This is a genomic window from Neisseria sp. HMSC075C10 (genome assembly GCF_001815615.1).
Taxonomy (GTDB): domain Bacteria; phylum Pseudomonadota; class Gammaproteobacteria; order Burkholderiales; family Neisseriaceae; genus Neisseria; species Neisseria subflava_A.
In genome coordinates this window covers 1-19,617 of sequence record NZ_KV821227.1, presented here as the reverse complement: position 1 = coordinate 19,617, position 19,617 = coordinate 1, and the positions used below count along the sequence as shown (strand labels likewise).

The following is a 19,617-nucleotide window of genomic DNA, read 5'->3' as shown; positions in this document are numbered from 1 at the left end:
TCGTTTAATAGGCAATCGTATCGGCAACCTGTGACAAACCGTTTTCCAACGATTCGAGCATGGCGGTATAGCCGTCACCTTGTTGTGGCGTGATGGCGTTAAACGGTTTGCTGCGTCCGTCCGGCCATAGTGCATAACCGCTGATGGTGGTCTGCCCCTGATAGCTGCCTTGGAAGGCTTCGATATAGACTTTCAGGGTTTGGCTGCTTTGGCTGCGTGAAGCAGGCACGAAGGTGCGATGCGGATTGAGGCGGTTGAGCTTGTTACTGAGATTTGCTGCCAACGCGCCATCGAGCGGCGCCGCCCACAGGTGGTTTTTCGCCAGATTCACATGATAGGCATCGGTTTGGTAAACGAGACCGCCGTTGGCAAGCGGTTCGGCAAGGTTGACTTTGACTGCGATTTCGTTGCCATGCGCAGCAGGTCGGATGTACTGGCTGTCGGGCAGGACGAAATATTGTGTGCTTTGCGCAGTGCCGCAGGCGGCAAGCGTCAGGGCGGCGGCAATCGGGAAGAGGCGCATCATCGGCTTCCTTTCGGGATAGGGTCTTTGCTGTTGCTGTTGAAAATCAGCGCGTTGGGTTTTTCTTTCAAAGTATTAATCACGGGTTGAACGTCTTTTAAGGTTTTGTCCAAACTTTGCAGCGTATTTTGTACGTCGCCGTAGATAGGCGATTGAGGCGATACGCCTTGCAGGGTTTGACGCAACTCTTTCAGAGTTTGGTTCAACTCGTTCGGAATGTTTTGTGTCTGCGGTTTGCCGACCAGTTTGTCGATAGAGCTTAGGGCGGCATTGGCAGATTTGAGTGTGGACTTGAGTTCGGCAAGCGAACCGTTCAAGCCGGCAACGGTTTTATCCAATGGCAGATTGTTGAACTTATCTAACAAGTCGGCCACTTTTGCCTGCAAATCGTCCAAACCGCCGCCTTGGGTCGCAATAACGGTATCACCTGCATAAACGGTATGTGGCCGCAGCTTAGGCGAGGCAGAAGGCTGATCGTTCAACTCAATCATTTTGCTGCCGGTCAGCAGGTTGTTGCTGGAGATGGTGGCGGTCAGGCCTTTGTTTAAGGCCGTCTGAAATTGTTGTTTCCAATGCTCTTTGCTTTGCTCGTCGGCATTGATTTCCAAACGGGAAGGTTCGATACGGATGCGTACGGGAATCCAACCGTTTTCAAACAAATGCAGGCTGTCGTTGCGGTCGAAATAAGGGACATCGGAAACCACGCCGACATTCAGGCCTTTGTATTCAACAGGCGAACCGGCAGTCAGGCCGCGTACGGATTGTTTGAAAAACGCAGTGTAATACAGCGAGCGGTCGTCAGGCAGGTTGGCGACTTCGCTGCGGCTGTCATAAAGCGTGAAGCTGTCTTCGCTTTTGACGTTTTTGCTGTCGCTTGTTTTAGGAGAGTCAAAGGAAATCGCGCCGGACAGCAGGGCAGGCAGAGGGGCGGAGTTGAGTTTGATACCGCTGCCTGTGGTTTCGATATTAATGCCGCTTTCCAGCCAGAAACGGCTGGCGGAATTAATCAGTTTGTCGTTAGGGCTTTGGATGAAGATAGTGTAATGTACGCTTTGGTCAGACGGGTCGAAATGCGCGCTTTCTACTTGGCCGACCATAAAGTTTTCATACAAAACAGGGCTGCTGACGTTGAGGATGCGGTCGTTTTTGCCGATCAAATTCAGGCGCAGGCCGCTTTGACCGATGGCGGCAATCGGCGGAATGTCTTGGACGACAAATACATCTTTGGTTTCTTGGCTTTTACCCGGTGTAAATGCAATATATGAGCCGGAAAGCAAGGTTCCCAAGCCGGTAACGCCGCTTTGGTCGATACGCGGTTTGACCACCCAAAATTGGGTATCGCTGCGGATAAGGTCTTTGGCGTCGGCGCTGAGCTGGGCAGTAACTTCCACGCCTTTTTGGTCGTCGCGCAATTTGATGCGGGTAACGTGTCCGACATCGACGTTCAACACCTTAATAATGGTGTTGTTGACTTCGATGCCTTCGGCGCTGTCCATCAATAAGGTAACGACAGGGCCGCGGTTGCGGATGTCTTTCACCAAAAGCCAGCTGCCGGCAATCAGCGCAATCAGCGGAATCAGCCACACGATAGACGTGAAGACATTGGTTTTCTTGACACGCGCCGGGGCGTGATAATTGGGTGAAGAATCGTGTTTTTTCATTGTGTTAAGGTCTGGTCAGAATCAAGGCCGTCTGAAAGCTGCTGTTGCTTGTCCCAAATCAGACGGGGATCGAAATAATAGGCCGAAAGCATGGTCAAAATAACGACCAGGCAGAAATAAACCGCCGCACCACCCGGCACAACGCGCGCCATATTGGTGTGGAACGAACTCATCAAAATAATAATCACAAAAATATCAATCATCGACCAGCGACCGATGGATTCGGTAATCCGATACAAAACCGACATTTTGTCCACGCTCATCACGGGTTTGAAGTATGCGGAATAAATCAAAACCGCCATCGCAATAATCTTCAAAACCGGCACCATAATACTGGCACTAAAGATAATCACGGCAATCAATCGGTCGCCGTCGTCCCACATATAAACAATGCCGTTGAAAATCGTGTTGATCTCCAAAGCTGTCGGATTTGACGAAATCATAATCGGCAGGATGTTAGCAGGGAAATACAGGATAAACGCCGCCATTAAAAACGCCAGCGAAATACTCAGGCTTTTCGGGCGGCGGCGGTATAAGTCCGCACCGCAAACGCCGCAAGGTTGCTCATCTTTATTGCGGAAATACAGGCAGCGGCTGCAACAGATTTTGTCTTCAGTGGCCGTCTGAACCGCATGGCCGCCGGTTAAACGGTGAATCTTATAATAAACCCAATGCTGTGGAATCGATACCGAAGTCCGAATCAGCATGACCGACAACGGAAACATCAGATAAAACGCCGAGCCGAATTCCACTGTAGCAACGGACGAAAGCTTGATATACGCCACCAAAGTGGAAATGAAAAACACATCCACCATAATCCAATGACGCAGCCGCACCAATACACGCGTTGCAAAGCGCAGCGCAGGGTAGGCCCTTTCGCGTATCAAGGCCGTATAAACATAAAGGCAGAGCAGTAAAAACAGTAAAGGCGCACCAAAGGTGAGGATAAACATCACTTCCGCCAGAAAACCGTAATCCAGCGAAATTAAAAGCCGCATCATTTGCGGCAACGACAAAATCGATGTCACGCCGAACAAATCCACGCGGATATACACCATATTGTACGCGAACGCCATTAGAATCAAGGTTGTCAGCGCATAGGCAATTGGCGCGATATACGGATTGTTTTCCACCTCCACAATTTCATGGTTGCACACCGGACAATGCGCTTCCTGCCCCTGACGCAGGTGCGGAATATCCATACGGCAGCCGCAATCCGGGCATTCCACCGTATGTGCAGGCAGCGTCGCATCAGGAAGATAAGACTTGTAGCGCCACCAGCGATGGTAGGCAGGAATCCGTTTCATGGTTCGGCAGGGGATAAAGAAGGTGCAAAGAGTGTCGCATTATAAAGGAAAACAGAAGGATAGCCCAAATTTAGGTCGATATTTGATTGAATGGCGGCTGCTTAATAAGGTTTGGGCCGTCTGAAAAGTTTGAAAAGACTTCAGAAGTTTATTGCTATGGACCGTTAAATTTTATTAATAGGTCTTAGTTTGGTTTATTTCCATTAGGATAAAAATAAGATATATTCTCAATATTTAAAAACACGATGATCCTTGTAGATTTGTGTAAGGTACACGGTCAACGAACCTGAAGTAGGCTAAAAATTATCTTCTTTGTTTTTAAAACGATTCTTTTCAAATTAGACGGATTTTTAACCATAAAGGCCGTCTGAAACCATCTGAAACTATTAGTCTCTTAATTCAAAGTAAACATCATGAGTGAAACACAAGAGCTGACTTTCGCCAAACGCTTAAAAGAGCAAACCACAGTTACACACGACAGCGTTGATAACTTGGTTATGTCCGTTCAACCTTTTTCCAGCAAAGAAAACTACATCAAATTCTTGAAACTTCAATCTGTTTTCCATAAGGCCGTCGACCACATCTATAAAGATGCCGAATTGAACAAAGCCATTCCAGAGCTTGAATACATGGCGCGTTACGATGCCGTGACTCAAGACTTGAAAGACTTGGGCGAAGAGCCTTACAAATTTGACAAAGAATTGCCACACGAAACCGGTAATAAAGCCATCGGCTGGCTGTATTGTGCCGAAGGTTCTAATTTGGGCGCGGCATTCTTGTTCAAACACGCTCAAAAACTCGAATACACCGGTGAATTCGGCGCACGCCACCTAGCTCCTCATCCAAACGGCCGAGGCAAACACTGGCGCGCTTTTGTCGAGCATCTGAACGCTTTGAACTTGACTCCCGAAGCCGAGGCGGAAGCCATTCAAGGTGCGTGCGAAGCTTTTGAATTCTATAAAGTGATTCTGCGTGAAACCTTCGGTTTGCCGGAAGGTGCGGAAGCACCTGAAGGTATGACACCGCACAGACTCTAAAAAATAATTAAATCAAACAGACAAGGTCTCGGCGTAGATGTTTGCAGAGACCTTTAATTACACTACAAAGTTTTGTTTGAACGGGTTGCTGTCTTATACCTACTCAGATTTGATTCTCTTTTAAAAATTCCATTCACCACCTAATGACCATTGATGAATATTACGCATTGCATAGGGTGCATTGCTACGGGTGTGACTATAACTATAATTCAAAGTAGGGGTAATGCCTTTATAAGATAATTTGTTGTGACTAAGATTGATAGAGAGAGCGCGCTCCCGATTGCGTTGCGGCTCCGTGCCGAATGCCATAATGCCTTTATAGCGACGGTTGGCAAATGAAGCGGTAAGTCTGCTGTTAAGCCCACCTAAAACCTGCCATTGCTGTATCCAACCTATATTGAAACCGTTGCGGTGGTAGGCTGCATTGTTCTCAATATTGTGTATGTTTTTGTTTTCAGGAACAAAGCGGTTGTATTGCCAACCGCCGAACAGAGTCGTGTTGCCAAAACGGCGAGCCAGGGAAAGATAAGTACTGTCGTGCCAACCATCATTGCGCAGTGCACGATCAGTTTCCCGATAGTTTTGGCGGTAGCGTTCCAGTGAGTAGTAAAGTTGAGTCGCATTGCCGAGATTGACCATATGCGAAAGTTGTACGCCAACTCCGTGAGCCAGCATATAAGGTGCAACGCGGCGGTTATTTTCTTTTTTGCTGTCAAACTCGCTGCTGCCTGCCAACTGTGCCTGATAAAACGGTAAAACGCTGACGGTTTGTTTGCCGTCCTTGCGTTGCCAGCCCAAATAAGCCCTGCCGAACGCATCGTCGTAAGCCGATTGGCGGTCGAAAAAATAGCTTGTGCCGCTGAGGTTGGCGCGGAATTTGATGGCGTGATGCCCATACAATGGGGTAAGTTTTTCGGTGTTCAATTCGTAATTCAAGCCGTTGGCACTGACAGGTAGGGTAACACTGCATGCGTTTTGCCCCTTTGTTTCGATGCAATAACGCGGAGCAGCGTTGTTGGCATTATCGTTATGCACAGGGCTAATTCCGCCAGACCATTTCCATTCTGTCTGCCGTTTGACGGCTTCTTGAAAACGTTTAACATTTTCCAAAACGGGGGTGGGTATATCGCGTTGCGCGGCATGGCGAAAATGCATCGTTGCCTCACCCAAGCGATAGTCCTGAAACTCTGCTGCTGCCAAATCCAACAATATACGGTCGTCTGAAACGTCAGATTCATAAAGGGTACGATAACGTTCGACCGCTTCGGAAGTCCGTCCTTTCAGCTTTGCCAGCAAAGCATCGGTACGCGCAATCAGTTTGGGATTGTGGTTGGGCTGTTTACGGTAAAGGGCGACAAGCGAGGAAACCAGGTCTGCGCTATTGCTGTTAAGTGCTTGAACCAGTGCGTCTTCAAGAATATGCGGGTTTGCCGCTAAAAAATCATCGTTAACCAGAGTTGGCCTGCCTATATTCTCATTCTTTTCAGGCGACCTTTCCTCCTCAGATAGAATATCTAACCATTGTTTCTGTTGTACTTGTACAGCAGTATTCTGAGAAGAAATATTCTGCCGAACACCCTCTTCGGGAAATTCAGCAAAGGCTGCTGACGGCAATAGGTAGCACAAAGAAGCTGAGACAATTTTTTGTTTTATTTTTAGCATTTAAAGTCATCCGAAATATATGTATATCTGAGGGCAAATCGTTTCTAATAAGGGATTTGCTCTTATCATAAAACTGCCTGAAACATCTCAGGTGATTTTATTTTTGCATAAAAAATACAGATTCGTATTTAGATTTATCATTATAACGGCAAATTTACGAAATAAATATAACTTATTTATTTTTATAGGATTATAAATTACGTAAATATATTTAACAGAGAGGGGATAGCATAAAGATTCACCCTAACTACTGATAGAAAAAATATTGGTATTGCTAAAATAAAATATTTGTTACACAATATTGCATATTATTAGTAATACTTATCATTATTGTATCTGAGAAGCTTGTATTTTAGAGAGATTGGTTATGAAAATTAATGTATTTATAGTGCCTATTGCAACTACCTTTATTTTGACTGCATGTGCAGGTGGAGGTGCATCTGAACCCAAAGTTCCCGTTGCTATTCCGACAGCGCAACCTATTGCCAATGTTAAGCTGAGCGATGAAAGCAATGCAGTAAAGACCATTAATACCCTTTCCGGTAAAGGCGGCAGTCTGCGTGAAGCGGAACTCGAAGTGAAAACATCATGGGGCTACAGCTATACCGATAAACAATATGTCTATCAAACCCCTTCTGGTAACTATTACAATATTAGTTCATATTCTGATCCGATTGTCCCATCATATTCCAGCCCGTCTTATGCCCTTCGTACACGCCATGAAGGACAACCTTTATCTGAAGGTGGCAAACTGTTTGTCTGTTGCAGTAGTTCGGGACAATTCACCTATGCACCGGCAACCAAACAGGACCACCTCAAATTCGGCGCATGGATAAATGCAGACGGCACGGCAGACCTGTTTATCGGCGGCAAACCCGTCGGAACGGCGAAACCGTCTTATTACACTCCGTCAGACAGTACAGTGGCAAAAGGCAAGACTACATACGAAGTTTGGGCTGTCCGCGTCCGCAACGGCAATATCGTTACCTCAACCTACGATCCGGGCAAATCCTCCGGGTCGTCTGAAAAAAACACGCCCAAACTTTCACTGCTGACAGCCAATTTCAACACCAACAAACTCGGCGGCACGATTTTAGGTAATGCTGATTACGGTCCGGACGTTGTGATGAAAGATGTAGGCATCAACGGCGTTGATTTCTCAGGCACTGCCGAATCCGATGGTAAAAACGGCAAAGTCGAAGGGAAATTCTTTGGTCAATTTAACGGCGATAAAACAGAAGTCAGTATAGGCGGTAAAGTTACCTTTGATGCCGATAAATCGTTGGATACCGTGTTCGGCGGCGTGAAGAATGATGACGACCGCAATACGACGGATACAAGTTTGACACCTGTCAGCAAGTAACCGCACATCAAGCATTCCATAATAGATAATCAATATATATTAAGAGGCAAAAAATGTCCTTCCATTTTAAACCTGTACTGCTGGCAGCTATTGTCAGCCAAACTTTCCCTGCCTTAGCGGCCGATCCTATTCCTCAAGCTTATCAGGAGTTGAATGAAGTCAAAGTCATTGGCGGCCGCAAAGTACAAAAACTCGGTGAAGAGAAAATCCGCCGTCAGGTTTTGGATAAACAAATGGTCTCCGATGAAAGCGACTTGGTGCGTTACGATCCGGGCATCAGCGTCGTTGAAGGCGGACGTTCCGGTTCCAACGGCTTTACCATACGCGGTGTCGATAAAGACCGCGTTGCCATCAACGTGGACGGACTGGCACAAGCAGAAAGCAGGTCGTCTGAAGCGTTTCAAGAGTTGTTCGGTGCATACGGCAACTTCAATGCAAACCGCAACACTTCCGAACCCGAAAACTTTTCGGAAGTAACCCTTAACAAAGGCGCGGACTCGCTTAAATCCGGCAGCGGCGCATTGGGCGGTGCCGTCAACTACAAAACCAAATCCGCAAGCGACTATGTTTCCGAAGAAAAACCCTACCACTTAGGCATTAAAGGCGGCTATATCGGACGCAACAGCCAAAAATTCAGCAGCATAACCGCCGCAGGAACCTGGTTGGGTCTGGACGCATTGATGGTCTACACCCGCCGTTTCGGTAAAGAAACCAAAAACAACAGCGACGCTGCCGATACCGTCATCACTGACAACAAACAAAGCTGGAGTCCGAATGCTGGTATGACCAACTACGGCAGCCGCGGTGTAGCGCGCAGCAAACCTGACCCTCAAGACTGGGAAAACAAAAGCACCCTGTTCAAACTGGGTTACAACTTCAACGATAAAAACCGTATCGGCTGGATTTACGAAGATTCACGCACCGACCGCACGACGATTGAATTGTCCAATATGTGGGCGGCAGACTGGAAAGGCGACGCACTGGGCGACACCCGTTCCCGTCAAGATATTTCCTACCGCAAACGCATCGGTTTCGAATACAAAAACCAACTTGACAAAGGACCATGGGACAACCTCAACCTGCGTTACGACCGTCAAACCATCGACATGAGCACTTGGACCTGGGACTTGCCGACGGATTATGGCCGTAACGGTGTCAACAGCGACGTGTACCATATGTTCCGCAACATCCGTCAAAAAAATACCCAATTCGGTGCCGATGCCGAAAAACAAATCGACTTCTCCAAATCGGTATGGGCAATGCAATACGGATTAGGTGGCTCCAAAAACGATAACGGTAATAGCGACCATAGCTATTGGGTACGCCTATATGACCCGAAATACCAAACGTCCAACAACCAAGAATTGACTATGCTGGTCGAAAGCTCGTCCAAAAACCGTTTTGCCTACTGGAACAACACCTTCCAATTCGGCGACAGCAGCCAATACCGCCTCAATGCCGGGCTTCGCTACGACAACAGCAGCAGCAAAGCCAAGGACAACCCCAACTATACCCCTGCCATCCGCGGTCAAATCCCCTATCTTGGCAGCGAGCGTAAACACAGCGGTTTCAGCTACGGTTTAGGATTAGACTGGAAATTCACGCCGCGTCTGAATCTTTTGGCAAAATATAGCACTGGCTTCCGCGCGCCGACTTCAGACGAAACCTGGCTATTGTTCCCGCATCCTGACTTCTACCTTAAAGCAAACCCTAACCTTAAGGCAGAAACCGCCAAAAACTTCGAACTGGGACTTGCCGGCAGTGGCAAAGCCGGAAACTTTAAACTCTCCGGCTTCCAAACCCGCTACCGCAACTTTATCGAACTGACCTACATGGGCGTATCTTCCGATAATCCCAACAGCCCTAATTACGCGCCGATTTCCGACGGTACCGCATTGGTCAGCTCACCCGTTTGGCAAAACCAAAACCGTTCCTCCGCATGGGTGAAAGGTTTGGAATTTAACGGCACATGGAACCTTGACAGCATCGGTTTGCCGCAAGGCACGCACGCAGGTGTTAATGTCAGCTACATCAAAGGCAAAGCCAAACAAACCAACGGACAGGAAATCCCGATTAACGCCCTTTCCCCGTGGTCTGCCGTTTACAATTTGGGCTACGATGCTCCCTCCAAACGCTGGGGTATCAATGCGTACCTGACACACACCGCAGCTAAAAAACCGTCTGACACCGTTCACAGCAGTGATGATTTGAACAACCCATGGCCATTTGCCAAGCACAGCAAAGCCTATACGCTTTTCGACCTGACAGGCTACGTCAACTTGGGCAAATACTTCACCCTGCGCGCCGGTGCGTACAACATCGGCAACAAAAAATACTATACTTGGGAATCGCTGCGCAGCATCCGCGAATTCGGTACAGTCAACCGCGTTGACAACAAAACCCATGCCGGTATAGAACGCTTCACCTCCCCCGGCAGAAGCTACAACTTCACGCTTGAAGCTAAGTTCTAAGGTAATTAGAACAGAAAGGAAGGTTGGTACAGCTACAGCACCACCAACGGGGTTGACCGCGATGGCAAAGGCTTAGACCGCTACCGCGCCCCAGGCCGCAATTACGCTGTATCGCTGGAATGGAAATTCTAAGCAGTTAACGGATAGCTAAAGGCCGTCTGAAAGTTTTGATGACTTTCAGACGGCCTTATATATTGCACTTATATATTGCACTCCGTTAAGGGAGTGTAAATTACAAACAAAACCCCTTGACAAGTTCCGATTAGCCGACTTTTCAAGGGGTCTGAAATGTCAAAATTTGCCTACTACACAATTACACCGCAACCCGAAAAAAATCCCGTTGCCTACATCTTCCGCCTGTTTTCTGAGACCTGCGGAACGCTTGATTGCTTGGAAACAAAAGCTTTTTCTATCCGCAATCCCAACAATCCCCAAATCACTTACGGCGAAGCCGATTTATACGGTCAATTAAGCGTATCCGCACTGATGGCGGAGGTGCAATCATGAACCGTTCCGCTTCGCGCAGCGCGGAACGCGCTCTTCCTTGTCTTAATAGTAACAACTGCATTGAGACCGCAAACAGCGGCGAAATCAAGCAGTTGCCAAGTCAGTATGAAAACCGTAAAGCGGACACGCTGAACGAGTTTTCAACTTCTTACAAAAAATCCACTACCGCCCTAGAAATGAACGTCAAAGCGTTCATCGAAGCCTTTGGCCTGAACAAAGTCGGCTTTCTAACCCTGACTTTTGCCGATGACGTAACCGACCCGAAAGAAGCGCAACGTCGTTTCCATAGCTTAAGAACCAACTTTCTAAAACGCCATTTCCCCGAATACGTCTGCGTATACGAGCGCACGAAGAAAGGCCGTATCCATTTCCACTTAATCGTAAATACTCGTGTCGATATACGGCGCGGCCTGAATTTCCGCGAAATCGCCGCAGGCAGATACAGCTCGGCCAATCCCACATTGCGCCAACTGTGGGCATTGCTCCGCGAAAACGTCCACAAATACGGCTTTGGCCGTACTGAACTGTTGCCGGTCAAAACCAACAGCAAAGGCTTGGCGCGATACGTATCCAAATACATCAGCAAACACATCAACATCCGCCTGCCAGAAGACAAAGGTTATAGGCTCGTGCGTACCAGCATGGATAAAAAATCCGTTTGGAAAGTGGCAAACAGCAATTTTGCTTTTGTGTCCAAAGGTTCGAAAGAGTGGAGACGCAAGCTAAAAAAGTGGGTTGAGCAGGTAGAAAGCTATCTGAACCTCGTGGCCGAATGGAAACACCGCGCAGCCCTGCCCAGAATTACCCAAGACAATTACAACACCGTCTTAGCCTCTGTCCTAAGCCCGAAATGGGCATTTAAAAACCGAGAAACCATCATCAATATGTAGCGAAACCCGTAACCGTTGATTTTGGTTCGGGGGCGGGATGGGCGCGAAACCGCACTTACGAAGTAAGGCGAACGGCGCAAGCCGTGTGTGAGCGCCCCTCCCGTCCCGCCCCCGAACCGTTGAATACCAGTAACCCAGACCTTAAAGAAAGGAAAAAACATGACACAAGAAACAGAACGCCGACAAGGTATGTTTGTTATCGCCTCTTTTGATCGAATGTTCACACGTGAACGCAAAAACCAAGACGGCACATTCAGCAAGACTCACTATGTCGGTCTGATTATCCGTTCAGACACGGAAACCCGCCTTTGCGAAGTTCGCACAAAACACCCTGAAAAGTATGAAGGCTACAAGCCACAGCAAATCGTCTCCATGCAAGTGTTTCCTCGTGCATTTAAAGACAACATCTACTATTCTGACGAATCATAAACCAGTTTCAGGGGTTCGGCGGTGTCCCCTGACTTGACCCCGAAACACCGCCATAACCATTTTTTTAACTCCATAAAGGAAAACATCATGAGTATCAAAACCAAATTTCAACAAGCAGCCGCATTTGTAACCGTTGCAGCATTGCCAGTATTGGCATTTGCCGATGATAACGGCCTGGTTGATGCCGCTAAAACCGAATTGGGCGCGTTGAAAACAGGCATTATTTCCGTCGGTGCTGTAGCGATTGCCCTCGCCGTTGCCGCCGTTTCAATCAGTGTTATCAAATCCGCTGTGAAACGTTCCGCATAAGGTGCAACATGGGTTATCAGGTCGGTCGAATCTGTCATGAAACGGCAGAGCAGGCAACAAACGAAGTGATGACCCAAGTCGTACCGACCGTAGACAAAGACGGGGTGCTGCATCACCTCGTTTTTAACGGGCAGACTTGGACTTATAACGAACAGACCGTAAAACTTCAGTTTCCGCAGTGCGACAGCATGAAATATTACCGTCTCGGCGAACAAATCGGCACACAGATGATGTTTGCAATGATTTCACTTTTTGCAGTTGTCGTTATTGTGAAACTGGTTTTATGGCAGAGAGAAAGAAATGAAGAATGACACCCGAATCAGCATTTTTATTGGGTATTGTAAAGCCCATAACATTAGCCGTCTTTCTGTATGTCTTGGCTCGCTCTTGGTCGTAGGGCAGGCATGGGCAGAAGTAGGATTGCCCCCGCCGGCACAACATCAAAACGCAGGTTTCCCAAGTGACCAAGCCCTGCAACGTCGTGGCTACGATCCAAAAACAGGCATTTGGAAAGTTGATGTACAGAACAACGGCAAACCGACAGTAACTAAAAATGGCGGAAATATTAATGGTAGCCAAGGCAAAACTGTAACGGTTACAGGCCGATATGGCGAAACTGGCACGATGAACACAAATGTTAATCAACGGGTGAACGTTGGTAAAGTTGAAACTGTATTGGGTGGGACATTGGCCGGTGCTACTGCTATGGGTGGGGCTATTGGTTCTGATTATGCAGCTTGGACATATAGAGACATAAAAAATGGCGATTGGGCTATGGCTGCGCGTAATGGTGTCGGTGCAATTCTGACAGGTTTATCTAAACTAGATATTACTGGACTCGGGTCAGGTATTAATTCTTTTTTAGACAAAACAGGATTAAGAGATGGGGCATCACAAGAACAAATATCTAATGCGATTCAGAAAGCAGCACAAGCCCAACGCGAAGCAGAAGCACAAGGCAACTATCAAAAAGCAGTAGCAAACGCAGCAGCTAAAAAAGCAGCCGAAGCAGCACAAAAAGCGCAACAAAAAGACCAACAGAAGAAAGAAGAACAGAAGAAAGACGAAGAAGCAAAAAAGAATGGAATGATTAAATATCAACTGATAGTAAAGATAGATAGTAGTTATCAAAATTATGTTTTTTATTCTAAATCTGAAATCAATATCAATGGTTCTGAAGGTAATACTTTGAACAATTCTCCTGCATATTTAGGTCGTTTTGTATCTCATGTTGATATAGACATTCCAAATGCAACACCTTCAAGAATTTCTGTTAGTACTCCATCGGATAAATATGTCATTGTTTATTACAATTCATATAAAGAAGGTACAGTTCCAGAAGCAGAAAAAAAGAAACTCGCACAAAATCAAAGCGAAGTAAAAGCCGAAGATTTTATGCTGACACAAAAAGAAATGTTAGACATCCTCAAACGCATGCTTGAGAACAATCAGACAAACCATGCAGAATTGATGAACCAACTGGCAAAAATGGGCGTTATGAATCAATCTGCCGATCAAAGCACATTCAGCCCTGATACTGCGCTTAGTGCGCCGTACACACCCGAAGGCAGTAGCACCCCACAACAAACAAGATTCAAAATGAATCAAGATGGCACTGTGGGCGTTGATTATGTGCCACGTCCAGATTTAAAGCCAAACAGTCCAGAAGCACCAAATAAGCCCGAAAAGACAACACCGAGCAGACAGGAGAGTCCAGACACGCCAAACGCACCAAATAGTCCGAATTCGCCAAACACACCGAATGAGTCGAACAGTCAAAATAAACAGAATCAAAATGACAAAGAAAAAGATTTTTGTCAGAAAAACCCGAATGCTGCGCAATGTATGCCGAGTGGTGAAGACATCCAACTACCTGAACAGACCATAGACCTGAATTTCAAGCCTTTGGACGTATTCCAGTCTGACGGGAAGTGTCCCGCTCCCCGCTCCGTAGACTTCGGTGCATTGGGACAGGTAGAGTTCAGCTATGACCCGTTGTGCGACTTGGCACGCAAACTGCGCCCCATCTTCATCGCTATATGCGTGCTGACCTGCGCCTATTTTGTATATGAATCCGTAAAGGAATTGTGAAATGAACTGGGCTTCATTGATAACAGGCGTTCTTATGTCTGTAGCAGGGCGCATACTGACCGCCGTAGGTTTAAGTTTTATTTCAGTAACAGGACTGAATGCTTTGCAGGATTATTTCATTAACGAAATAAGCCGTAGTATCGGCGGTTTCCCCGACGAAGCCTTGCAAATACTGTATATAGCGGGATTCGGTGTCATTCTGAATTGGATATTTGGTGCGTTCAGCTTCGTAATATCCATAAAAGGCTTTAAAAAACTGTCTACCATCATTCAGTCGAAATAGGAAGAAAACATGTTATATCTGTTAACAGGCGTACCGGGTTCGGGCAAAACCCTGAAAGTCGTTTCCATGCTTGCCAAGCAAAAAGACTTTATGAATCGTCCGCTTTATGTAGACGGCATTCTTGACCTGAAAATACCACATGAAGAAATACCAGAAGGAGAAAGCATTCAGACATGGCCGAAGTGGGCACCGCCGGGCGCGATTATCGTTGTTGACGAATGCCAACGCATATTCCGCCCACGTCCTAGCGGTTCGAAAGTACCTGACTACGTCGCCGAACTTGAAACACATAGACACCGTGGTCTTGATTTCCTCTTGATAACTCAACATCCCCGTCTGATAGACGTCCATTTGCGCGGACTGATAGAACACCACACCCATTTCGGCAAGACTAATTTAGGACTGCGCCGTAAGCTCGAATGGACGACAGGCGGCGCAAAAGACCCTGAAAGCAGGGCAAACATCAGGGAAGCCCTAATCAGCGTGTATAGGCTTGATAAAAGCGTGTATGGGCTGTACAAGTCCGCTGAAGAACACACCAAAATCAGAACCAAGCGTAGCAAGGTTCTGTACCTGATACCCATCGCAATAGCCATGCTTGGTGGAGGTTTGTATTATTTCGCTTCCTTTTGGAAAAATATGGAAAAACCAATAGAAACAGCGGGACAAACGGCACAGGCACACGTTGCCGCGCAAGCGGCAAGCCCCGAAGCGCAGGCGGCAGCCGCTCCCGCGGCGGACGACGGCGCAGCGGGGCAGTACGCAGCCGCAAAGGTGCAAACGCCGTCAGAACCGCCAAAGCCCCATCTGACAGAAGAAGACTATCAGCCTCGTATCGCCGAACGCCCCGAAACCGCACCGATATACGACGGCATGAACAAAGCCGTAAAAGTCATGCCTTGGCCTGCCGCCTGTATCAAAGCAGAGAACCGCTGCACCTGCTACACCGACCAAGGCACGAAGATTAAAGACATCGGCAAACAAACCTGCCTGAACTACGTCAAAGACGGTTTACCATTTAATCCCTACAAAACGAAGACGGCAGAAGCTGTAAAACCGACTGAGACCGCATACACTCCCGACGCCCCGCAGGTCTTGACAATGGGCGGGGCAACCCCGCAAAATCTGATGTATGACGGATACAATGATAAAGCCCTGACGAATGTGGGTGGAAAGGTAAATTGATGAATGCGGGATTGGCGTTTTTTTTAGGGATATGGGCGGCAACGACCTATGAGCGTAAAGGCTGGCGAGGATTTTTTAAATATTTCGTTCTGCCGATGTGCATAATGTCGTTAATAGGAGCAGCAGTAATTATTTATTATGGATATAACGTAGCCAAATAGAACACCCTAACACAAGTCAGGGGGAGGACGTCCAGAAAGATTTGTAAAGGCGTGCTTTTTGCCTTTATAAATCTTTTTGGATACCCCTTGACGCTAACCCACCCAAAGACGCTGCCCGCAAGGGGTGGGGTGTGTTTTTTACCCCACCCTCTGCCACGTGGCGAACGCCCCCGGAGGGTCACCGAAGGCAAAACGCAGAGTTCCAAGCCCTGAGCGGGAAAACCGCCCTTTCAGGGGTTCGGATTCATGACCCGAACCGCAGCCCGCGACTTCCGAAGCACGACCGAAGCCATAGCTTGGAAAAAAGATAGAAGCGCGGGCTTCCGTACATAACAAGTTTGAACACTATACAAGGCTACGAGCCTGAATAAATAAGGCAAAACAATGTACTACTTAGGGATAGACGTATCAAAGAAAACCATAGACTGCTGTCTGATTTCAGACAGCATTTTTTATGAACGGAGGTTTGACAACATAGAGGACGGATTCAGACGGTTGGACGACTGGATACAGGAGTACACCACTGAAACGGTGCATTGCTGTTGCGAAGCGACAGGAATCTACCACGAAGCCATAGCCGCCCACTTAAGACAGAAACACATCGTAAGCATAGTCAATCCAAGCAAGATAAAAGGCTTTAGAGAAGCCGAACAGACACGAACCAAGACCGACCGACAGGACGCGAGGCTGATAGCCGAATACTGCCGACGAATGCAGCCCAAAGAATGGCAGCCGCCGACAGAAGAGCAAAAATACCTCCAAGCCATTACAGACTATATAGCCCGCCTTAAGCAGCAGAGAGCCGCAGAGCAGACCAAACACCAAACCGCCCCCGATACTATCCGCCATCACATACAGACCACCATAGACCATCTGAACAGACTTATAACAACCGTACAAAACGAACTCAAAGACTTCTACCGCCAAAATCCAATATACAACGAAAAGAAGAACCGCCTGAAAACCATAGACGGTATAGGCGAATCTGCCGCTTCCGTCCTGCTCGCCAAACTCACACGCTACGACTTTGCCAATCAAAACCAATTTGCCGCATATCTCGGTTTAGATCCAAAAATCAAAGATTCGGGAACAAGCGTCAAAGGAAAGCCCCGAATATCCAAACAGGGACAAAAGAACGCCCGTAAAGCCCTATATATGCCCGCACTTGTCGCCTACCGTATGAACGCATTTCCAGCCTTTACAGCTCGTCTCAAAGCGAGGGGGAAGCCCCCGAAGCTGATAATAGTCGCCATCATGCGCAAACTTGCCGTTATTGCCTACCAACTGTATAAAACAGGTAAAGATTACGACCGTTCCCGATACCGAAATTAGACATCGGCATGAAAAAACGCCCCGAAAAATCGGGGCGTAGACCTTGTGTATCTTTAAGATATGTAAATGTTGTTGACGGTGTAATACACTATCTTTTTTATTTAAAACGAAAATTTTAAACGGACAACAACGGATACTGCCGAACAATCGCGCGGATGATGGCGCGGTTGGGGTGTAGCGCGGTTCTCAGTCTTTGCGATAGTGGGTGCGGCAAGCCGAGTATTTCGGCCGCAATGGCGGCGGCGCAGATGGGGGCTGTCGCCAGGCCTCGCGTGCCGTGTGCCGTATTGATGTAGGCATTGGGCAGGTAAGGGCAGGGGATATTGTCGAGGCGGTAGTTTTTGTCCAATGCCAGCTTGGCATAGGCGGACTGCATGGCGGCAATGTCGCCGAGTGCGCCGACAACGGGCAAGTGGTCGAGGCTGTCGCAACGCAGGGCGGCATGGCCTTGTGTGTCTTGAAGGCCGTCTGAAAACGAATCTTGCTCAAACAGGGATTGTGCCAATGGCGGATTGAGCTGTTGCAGGGCGGTGCGGTTTTCGCTTTCTTCGTGCGGATACCAAGTTTCATCGTTGCTATTCAGGATAAATGTCGCGCCGTAGCAGTGGCGGCCTTGCCAGCTCGGGCTGATGTAGCTTTCGCCGGAAATGGCGCAACGCAGTTTTTGTGAAAACGGGCTGGCGGACACAACGCCGGTTTGGCCGCGGATTTGGCGGAAAGGCAGGGCGGAGAGATTGGTGTCGGCAGCAGTCGGGCTGTGCGCGCCCATACAGTAAACGATATGGCTGGAATTGAAATGCGCGTTTGGCGTGTGTGCCGTCCATTGTGTGCCGTCATGCGATACGGCAGTCAGCGGCGAGTGTTCGTGCAACTCAATCAGCGGATGATTCAATAAGGTATGAACGACGGCAGGCGGATTCAGCCATACGCCTTGCGGCCAATAAAGGCCGTCTGAAAATACGTCCATGCCTGCAATGTGCGCAGCCTCTTCGGCGGATACGCTGCGGTAGAGGTGTTTATGCTGGTGTTGCAAACCCAAGGCTTGATTGCGTTTGCGTTCGCTTTCGTCAAAATTCAAATGCAATACGCCGTCGCCGCCCCATACGTCAGAATCAGGCAGCAAGTCTTCCAACAATCGGTGCGTGTAGCCGTAGCCTGTCAGCAGCAGCTCGGTTTGTTCGGTATCGTGTGGCGAGATTTTGGCGTAGAGCAAGCCTTGGCGGTTGCCGCTGCCTGCCTGCGCCGCTTTGCCTGCCTCCAAAACTGTAACGCGTACGCCGTGCTCTGCCAGTTTGCGTGCGGTCGCTGCACCGGCGATGCCTGCGCCGATAATCAGTACGTGTTCGGGCGCAGCTTGATGTTCAGGCCGTCTGAACCAAGGTTTCAGAGGAGAGGGGTGTGCTTGGGATATGGCTTCGGTTTGCCATTCGATATGATGGAAATGTTCGTGTAAGCGGTCGGCGCGGTGTGGTGGAACCAGCCAGAGATGCACATCAGGCAATAGGTTTTCTAAAACGTTGACGCTGTTGAACTGAAGACATTTCACGGCTTGAACGAGACGGTTGTTCAGACAGCCTTCAAGCTCGGAGGGATGATTGGACAGCGGAAAATCGGGAATATGGTTTTCAGGCAGGCAGACAATCAAATAAAGCGGCGCGGTATGTTGTTCGATCGCGCGGCAAAGGGTAGCAAGGGAAGGCGTGGTGTTCCAAGCAAGGCAGGTCATGATGAAAGGCCGTCTGAAAAAAGAGGCTTTATTGTAACGCGGTTTGCGCGGATAGAATATCCGAACGGGTTTTGATAGAATCGCATGATATTTTGATTTTCAATTGATTTTCATACAGGAATTTTATGCGCCGTCTTTTATTGTGCCTTCTCGCTTCCGGCTTGCCCATCGCTTGCTCGTCCGCGCCGCCGGATAACGGCAGCAAAGCCGCTCAGTCCGAACGCTGGGCAACCCCCGTCAAACACGATGCCAACCTTTATCGTATTGACGACAAGCTTTACCGCAGCGAGCAGCCTGTTGCCGAAGATGGGGAAGCCATCGTCAAACTGGGCATTCAAAGCGTGATCAACTTGCGCTTTTTCGACCGCAACGATGACGACCATTTGAAAGCGCATGGTTTGACCTTGCTAAACCGTCCGTTGCTGTCATGGAGCATTAAGCCGAAAGAGATTGCGGAAATCCTATACTTGATTGAAAAACAACAGCAAAACGGCGCAGTGCTTATCCACTGTTATCACGGTGCAGACCGTACTGGTTTGATTGCCGGAATGTACCGCATCATCTATCAAGGCTGGTCGGTAGAAGAGGCAAAAGCCGAAATGCAACATGGGCCTTACGGTTATCACAGCATTTGGAAAAATATTGCCAAGCTGAGACCTTTGCAAAATTCCCCAAAATCC

General features: G+C 48.1%; 18 protein-coding genes. 13 read left to right on the top strand and 5 right to left on the bottom strand.

Going from position 1 to position 19,617, the window contains the following annotated elements:
- Positions 1–4: 4 nt before the first annotated feature.
- Genes HMPREF3047_RS00360 through HMPREF3047_RS00350 form a run of 3 tightly spaced genes read right to left on the bottom strand, consistent with a single transcriptional unit; the run spans position 5 to position 3,491 of the window.
- Positions 5–523, bottom strand: a complete 519-nt coding sequence (locus tag HMPREF3047_RS00360) for a PqiC family protein (RefSeq protein ID WP_070711805.1) — start codon at positions 521–523, stop codon at positions 5–7.
- Positions 523–2,184, bottom strand: a complete 1,662-nt coding sequence (pqiB, locus tag HMPREF3047_RS00355; RefSeq protein ID WP_070711801.1) for an intermembrane transport protein PqiB — start codon at positions 2,182–2,184, stop codon at positions 523–525. The genes HMPREF3047_RS00360 and pqiB overlap by 1 nt, the downstream gene beginning before the upstream one ends.
- Positions 2,181–3,491, bottom strand: coding sequence for a paraquat-inducible protein A (locus HMPREF3047_RS00350; protein WP_083315922.1), 1,311 nt, complete (start codon positions 3,489–3,491; stop codon positions 2,181–2,183). Before HMPREF3047_RS00350 ends, pqiB begins: the two co-directional genes overlap by 4 nt.
- Positions 3,492–3,904: 413 nt before the next feature.
- Between HMPREF3047_RS00350 and HMPREF3047_RS00345 the strand changes: the two genes are divergently transcribed.
- Complete coding sequence (locus HMPREF3047_RS00345; RefSeq protein WP_070711798.1) at positions 3,905–4,528, top strand: biliverdin-producing heme oxygenase; 624 nt, start codon at positions 3,905–3,907, stop codon at positions 4,526–4,528.
- A gap of 120 nt (positions 4,529–4,648) precedes the next feature.
- Here the strand turns inward: HMPREF3047_RS00345 and HMPREF3047_RS00340 are convergent, their stop codons facing one another.
- Positions 4,649–6,190: a surface lipoprotein assembly modifier gene (locus tag HMPREF3047_RS00340; protein ID WP_070711795.1), complete on the bottom strand. Its 1,542-nt coding sequence runs from the start codon at positions 6,188–6,190 to the stop codon at positions 4,649–4,651.
- 367 nt (positions 6,191–6,557) lie between these two features.
- Here HMPREF3047_RS00340 and HMPREF3047_RS00335 point away from each other — a divergent pair, with 367 nt between their 5' ends.
- From HMPREF3047_RS00335 to HMPREF3047_RS00285, 11 genes are all read left to right on the top strand, one after another.
- Positions 6,558–7,553, top strand: a complete 996-nt coding sequence (locus HMPREF3047_RS00335) for a Slam-dependent surface lipoprotein (protein ID WP_070711791.1) — start codon at positions 6,558–6,560, stop codon at positions 7,551–7,553.
- A 53-nt stretch (positions 7,554–7,606) separates the two neighbouring features.
- Positions 7,607–10,024, top strand: coding sequence for a TonB-dependent hemoglobin/transferrin/lactoferrin family receptor (locus HMPREF3047_RS00330; protein WP_070711788.1), 2,418 nt, complete (start codon positions 7,607–7,609; stop codon positions 10,022–10,024).
- 288 nt (positions 10,025–10,312) lie between these two features.
- Complete coding sequence (locus tag HMPREF3047_RS00325) at positions 10,313–10,531, top strand: hypothetical protein (protein WP_070583831.1); 219 nt, start codon at positions 10,313–10,315, stop codon at positions 10,529–10,531.
- Complete coding sequence (locus tag HMPREF3047_RS00320) at positions 10,528–11,421, top strand: rolling circle replication-associated protein (protein ID WP_070711785.1); 894 nt, start codon at positions 10,528–10,530, stop codon at positions 11,419–11,421. Before HMPREF3047_RS00325 ends, HMPREF3047_RS00320 begins: the two co-directional genes overlap by 4 nt.
- 159 nt (positions 11,422–11,580) lie before the next feature.
- On the top strand, positions 11,581–11,850 hold the full coding sequence (locus HMPREF3047_RS00315; protein ID WP_070583833.1) for a hypothetical protein: 270 nt from the start codon (positions 11,581–11,583) through the stop codon (positions 11,848–11,850).
- 87 nt (positions 11,851–11,937) lie between these two features.
- Positions 11,938–12,159 (top strand): hypothetical protein, encoded by a 222-nt coding sequence (locus HMPREF3047_RS00310; protein ID WP_070583834.1) that lies wholly within the window; start codon positions 11,938–11,940, stop codon positions 12,157–12,159.
- A gap of 8 nt (positions 12,160–12,167) precedes the next feature.
- Positions 12,168–12,470, top strand: coding sequence for a hypothetical protein (locus HMPREF3047_RS00305; protein WP_070583835.1), 303 nt, complete (start codon positions 12,168–12,170; stop codon positions 12,468–12,470).
- The gene (locus HMPREF3047_RS00300) at positions 12,460–14,250 is read left to right on the top strand and encodes a virulence factor TspB C-terminal domain-related protein (protein WP_070583836.1); all 1,791 of its coding nucleotides are present in this window, start codon (positions 12,460–12,462) and stop codon (positions 14,248–14,250) included. The genes HMPREF3047_RS00305 and HMPREF3047_RS00300 overlap by 11 nt, the downstream gene beginning before the upstream one ends.
- 1 nt (position 14,251) lies before the next feature.
- Complete coding sequence (locus HMPREF3047_RS00295; protein ID WP_070583837.1) at positions 14,252–14,533, top strand: DUF2523 family protein; 282 nt, start codon at positions 14,252–14,254, stop codon at positions 14,531–14,533.
- Positions 14,534–14,542: 9 nt separating this feature from the next.
- The gene (locus HMPREF3047_RS00290; RefSeq protein WP_070583838.1) at positions 14,543–15,718 is read left to right on the top strand and encodes a zonular occludens toxin domain-containing protein; all 1,176 of its coding nucleotides are present in this window, start codon (positions 14,543–14,545) and stop codon (positions 15,716–15,718) included.
- Between the two features lie 545 nt (positions 15,719–16,263).
- Positions 16,264–17,211: an IS110 family RNA-guided transposase gene (locus HMPREF3047_RS00285; protein WP_070583839.1), complete on the top strand. Its 948-nt coding sequence runs from the start codon at positions 16,264–16,266 to the stop codon at positions 17,209–17,211.
- Between the two features lie 115 nt (positions 17,212–17,326).
- On the opposite strand, the gene mnmC is transcribed toward HMPREF3047_RS00285, so the two are convergent.
- A complete protein-coding gene (mnmC, locus tag HMPREF3047_RS00280) occupies positions 17,327–18,937 on the bottom strand; it encodes an FAD-dependent 5-carboxymethylaminomethyl-2-thiouridine(34) oxidoreductase MnmC1 (protein ID WP_070711782.1) in 1,611 nt (536 codons plus the stop codon).
- Between the two features lie 125 nt (positions 18,938–19,062).
- On the opposite strand from mnmC, the gene HMPREF3047_RS00275 reads away from it, so the two are divergent.
- On the top strand, positions 19,063–19,617 hold a 555-nt coding region (locus HMPREF3047_RS00275; protein WP_070711779.1), incomplete at its 3' end, for a tyrosine-protein phosphatase.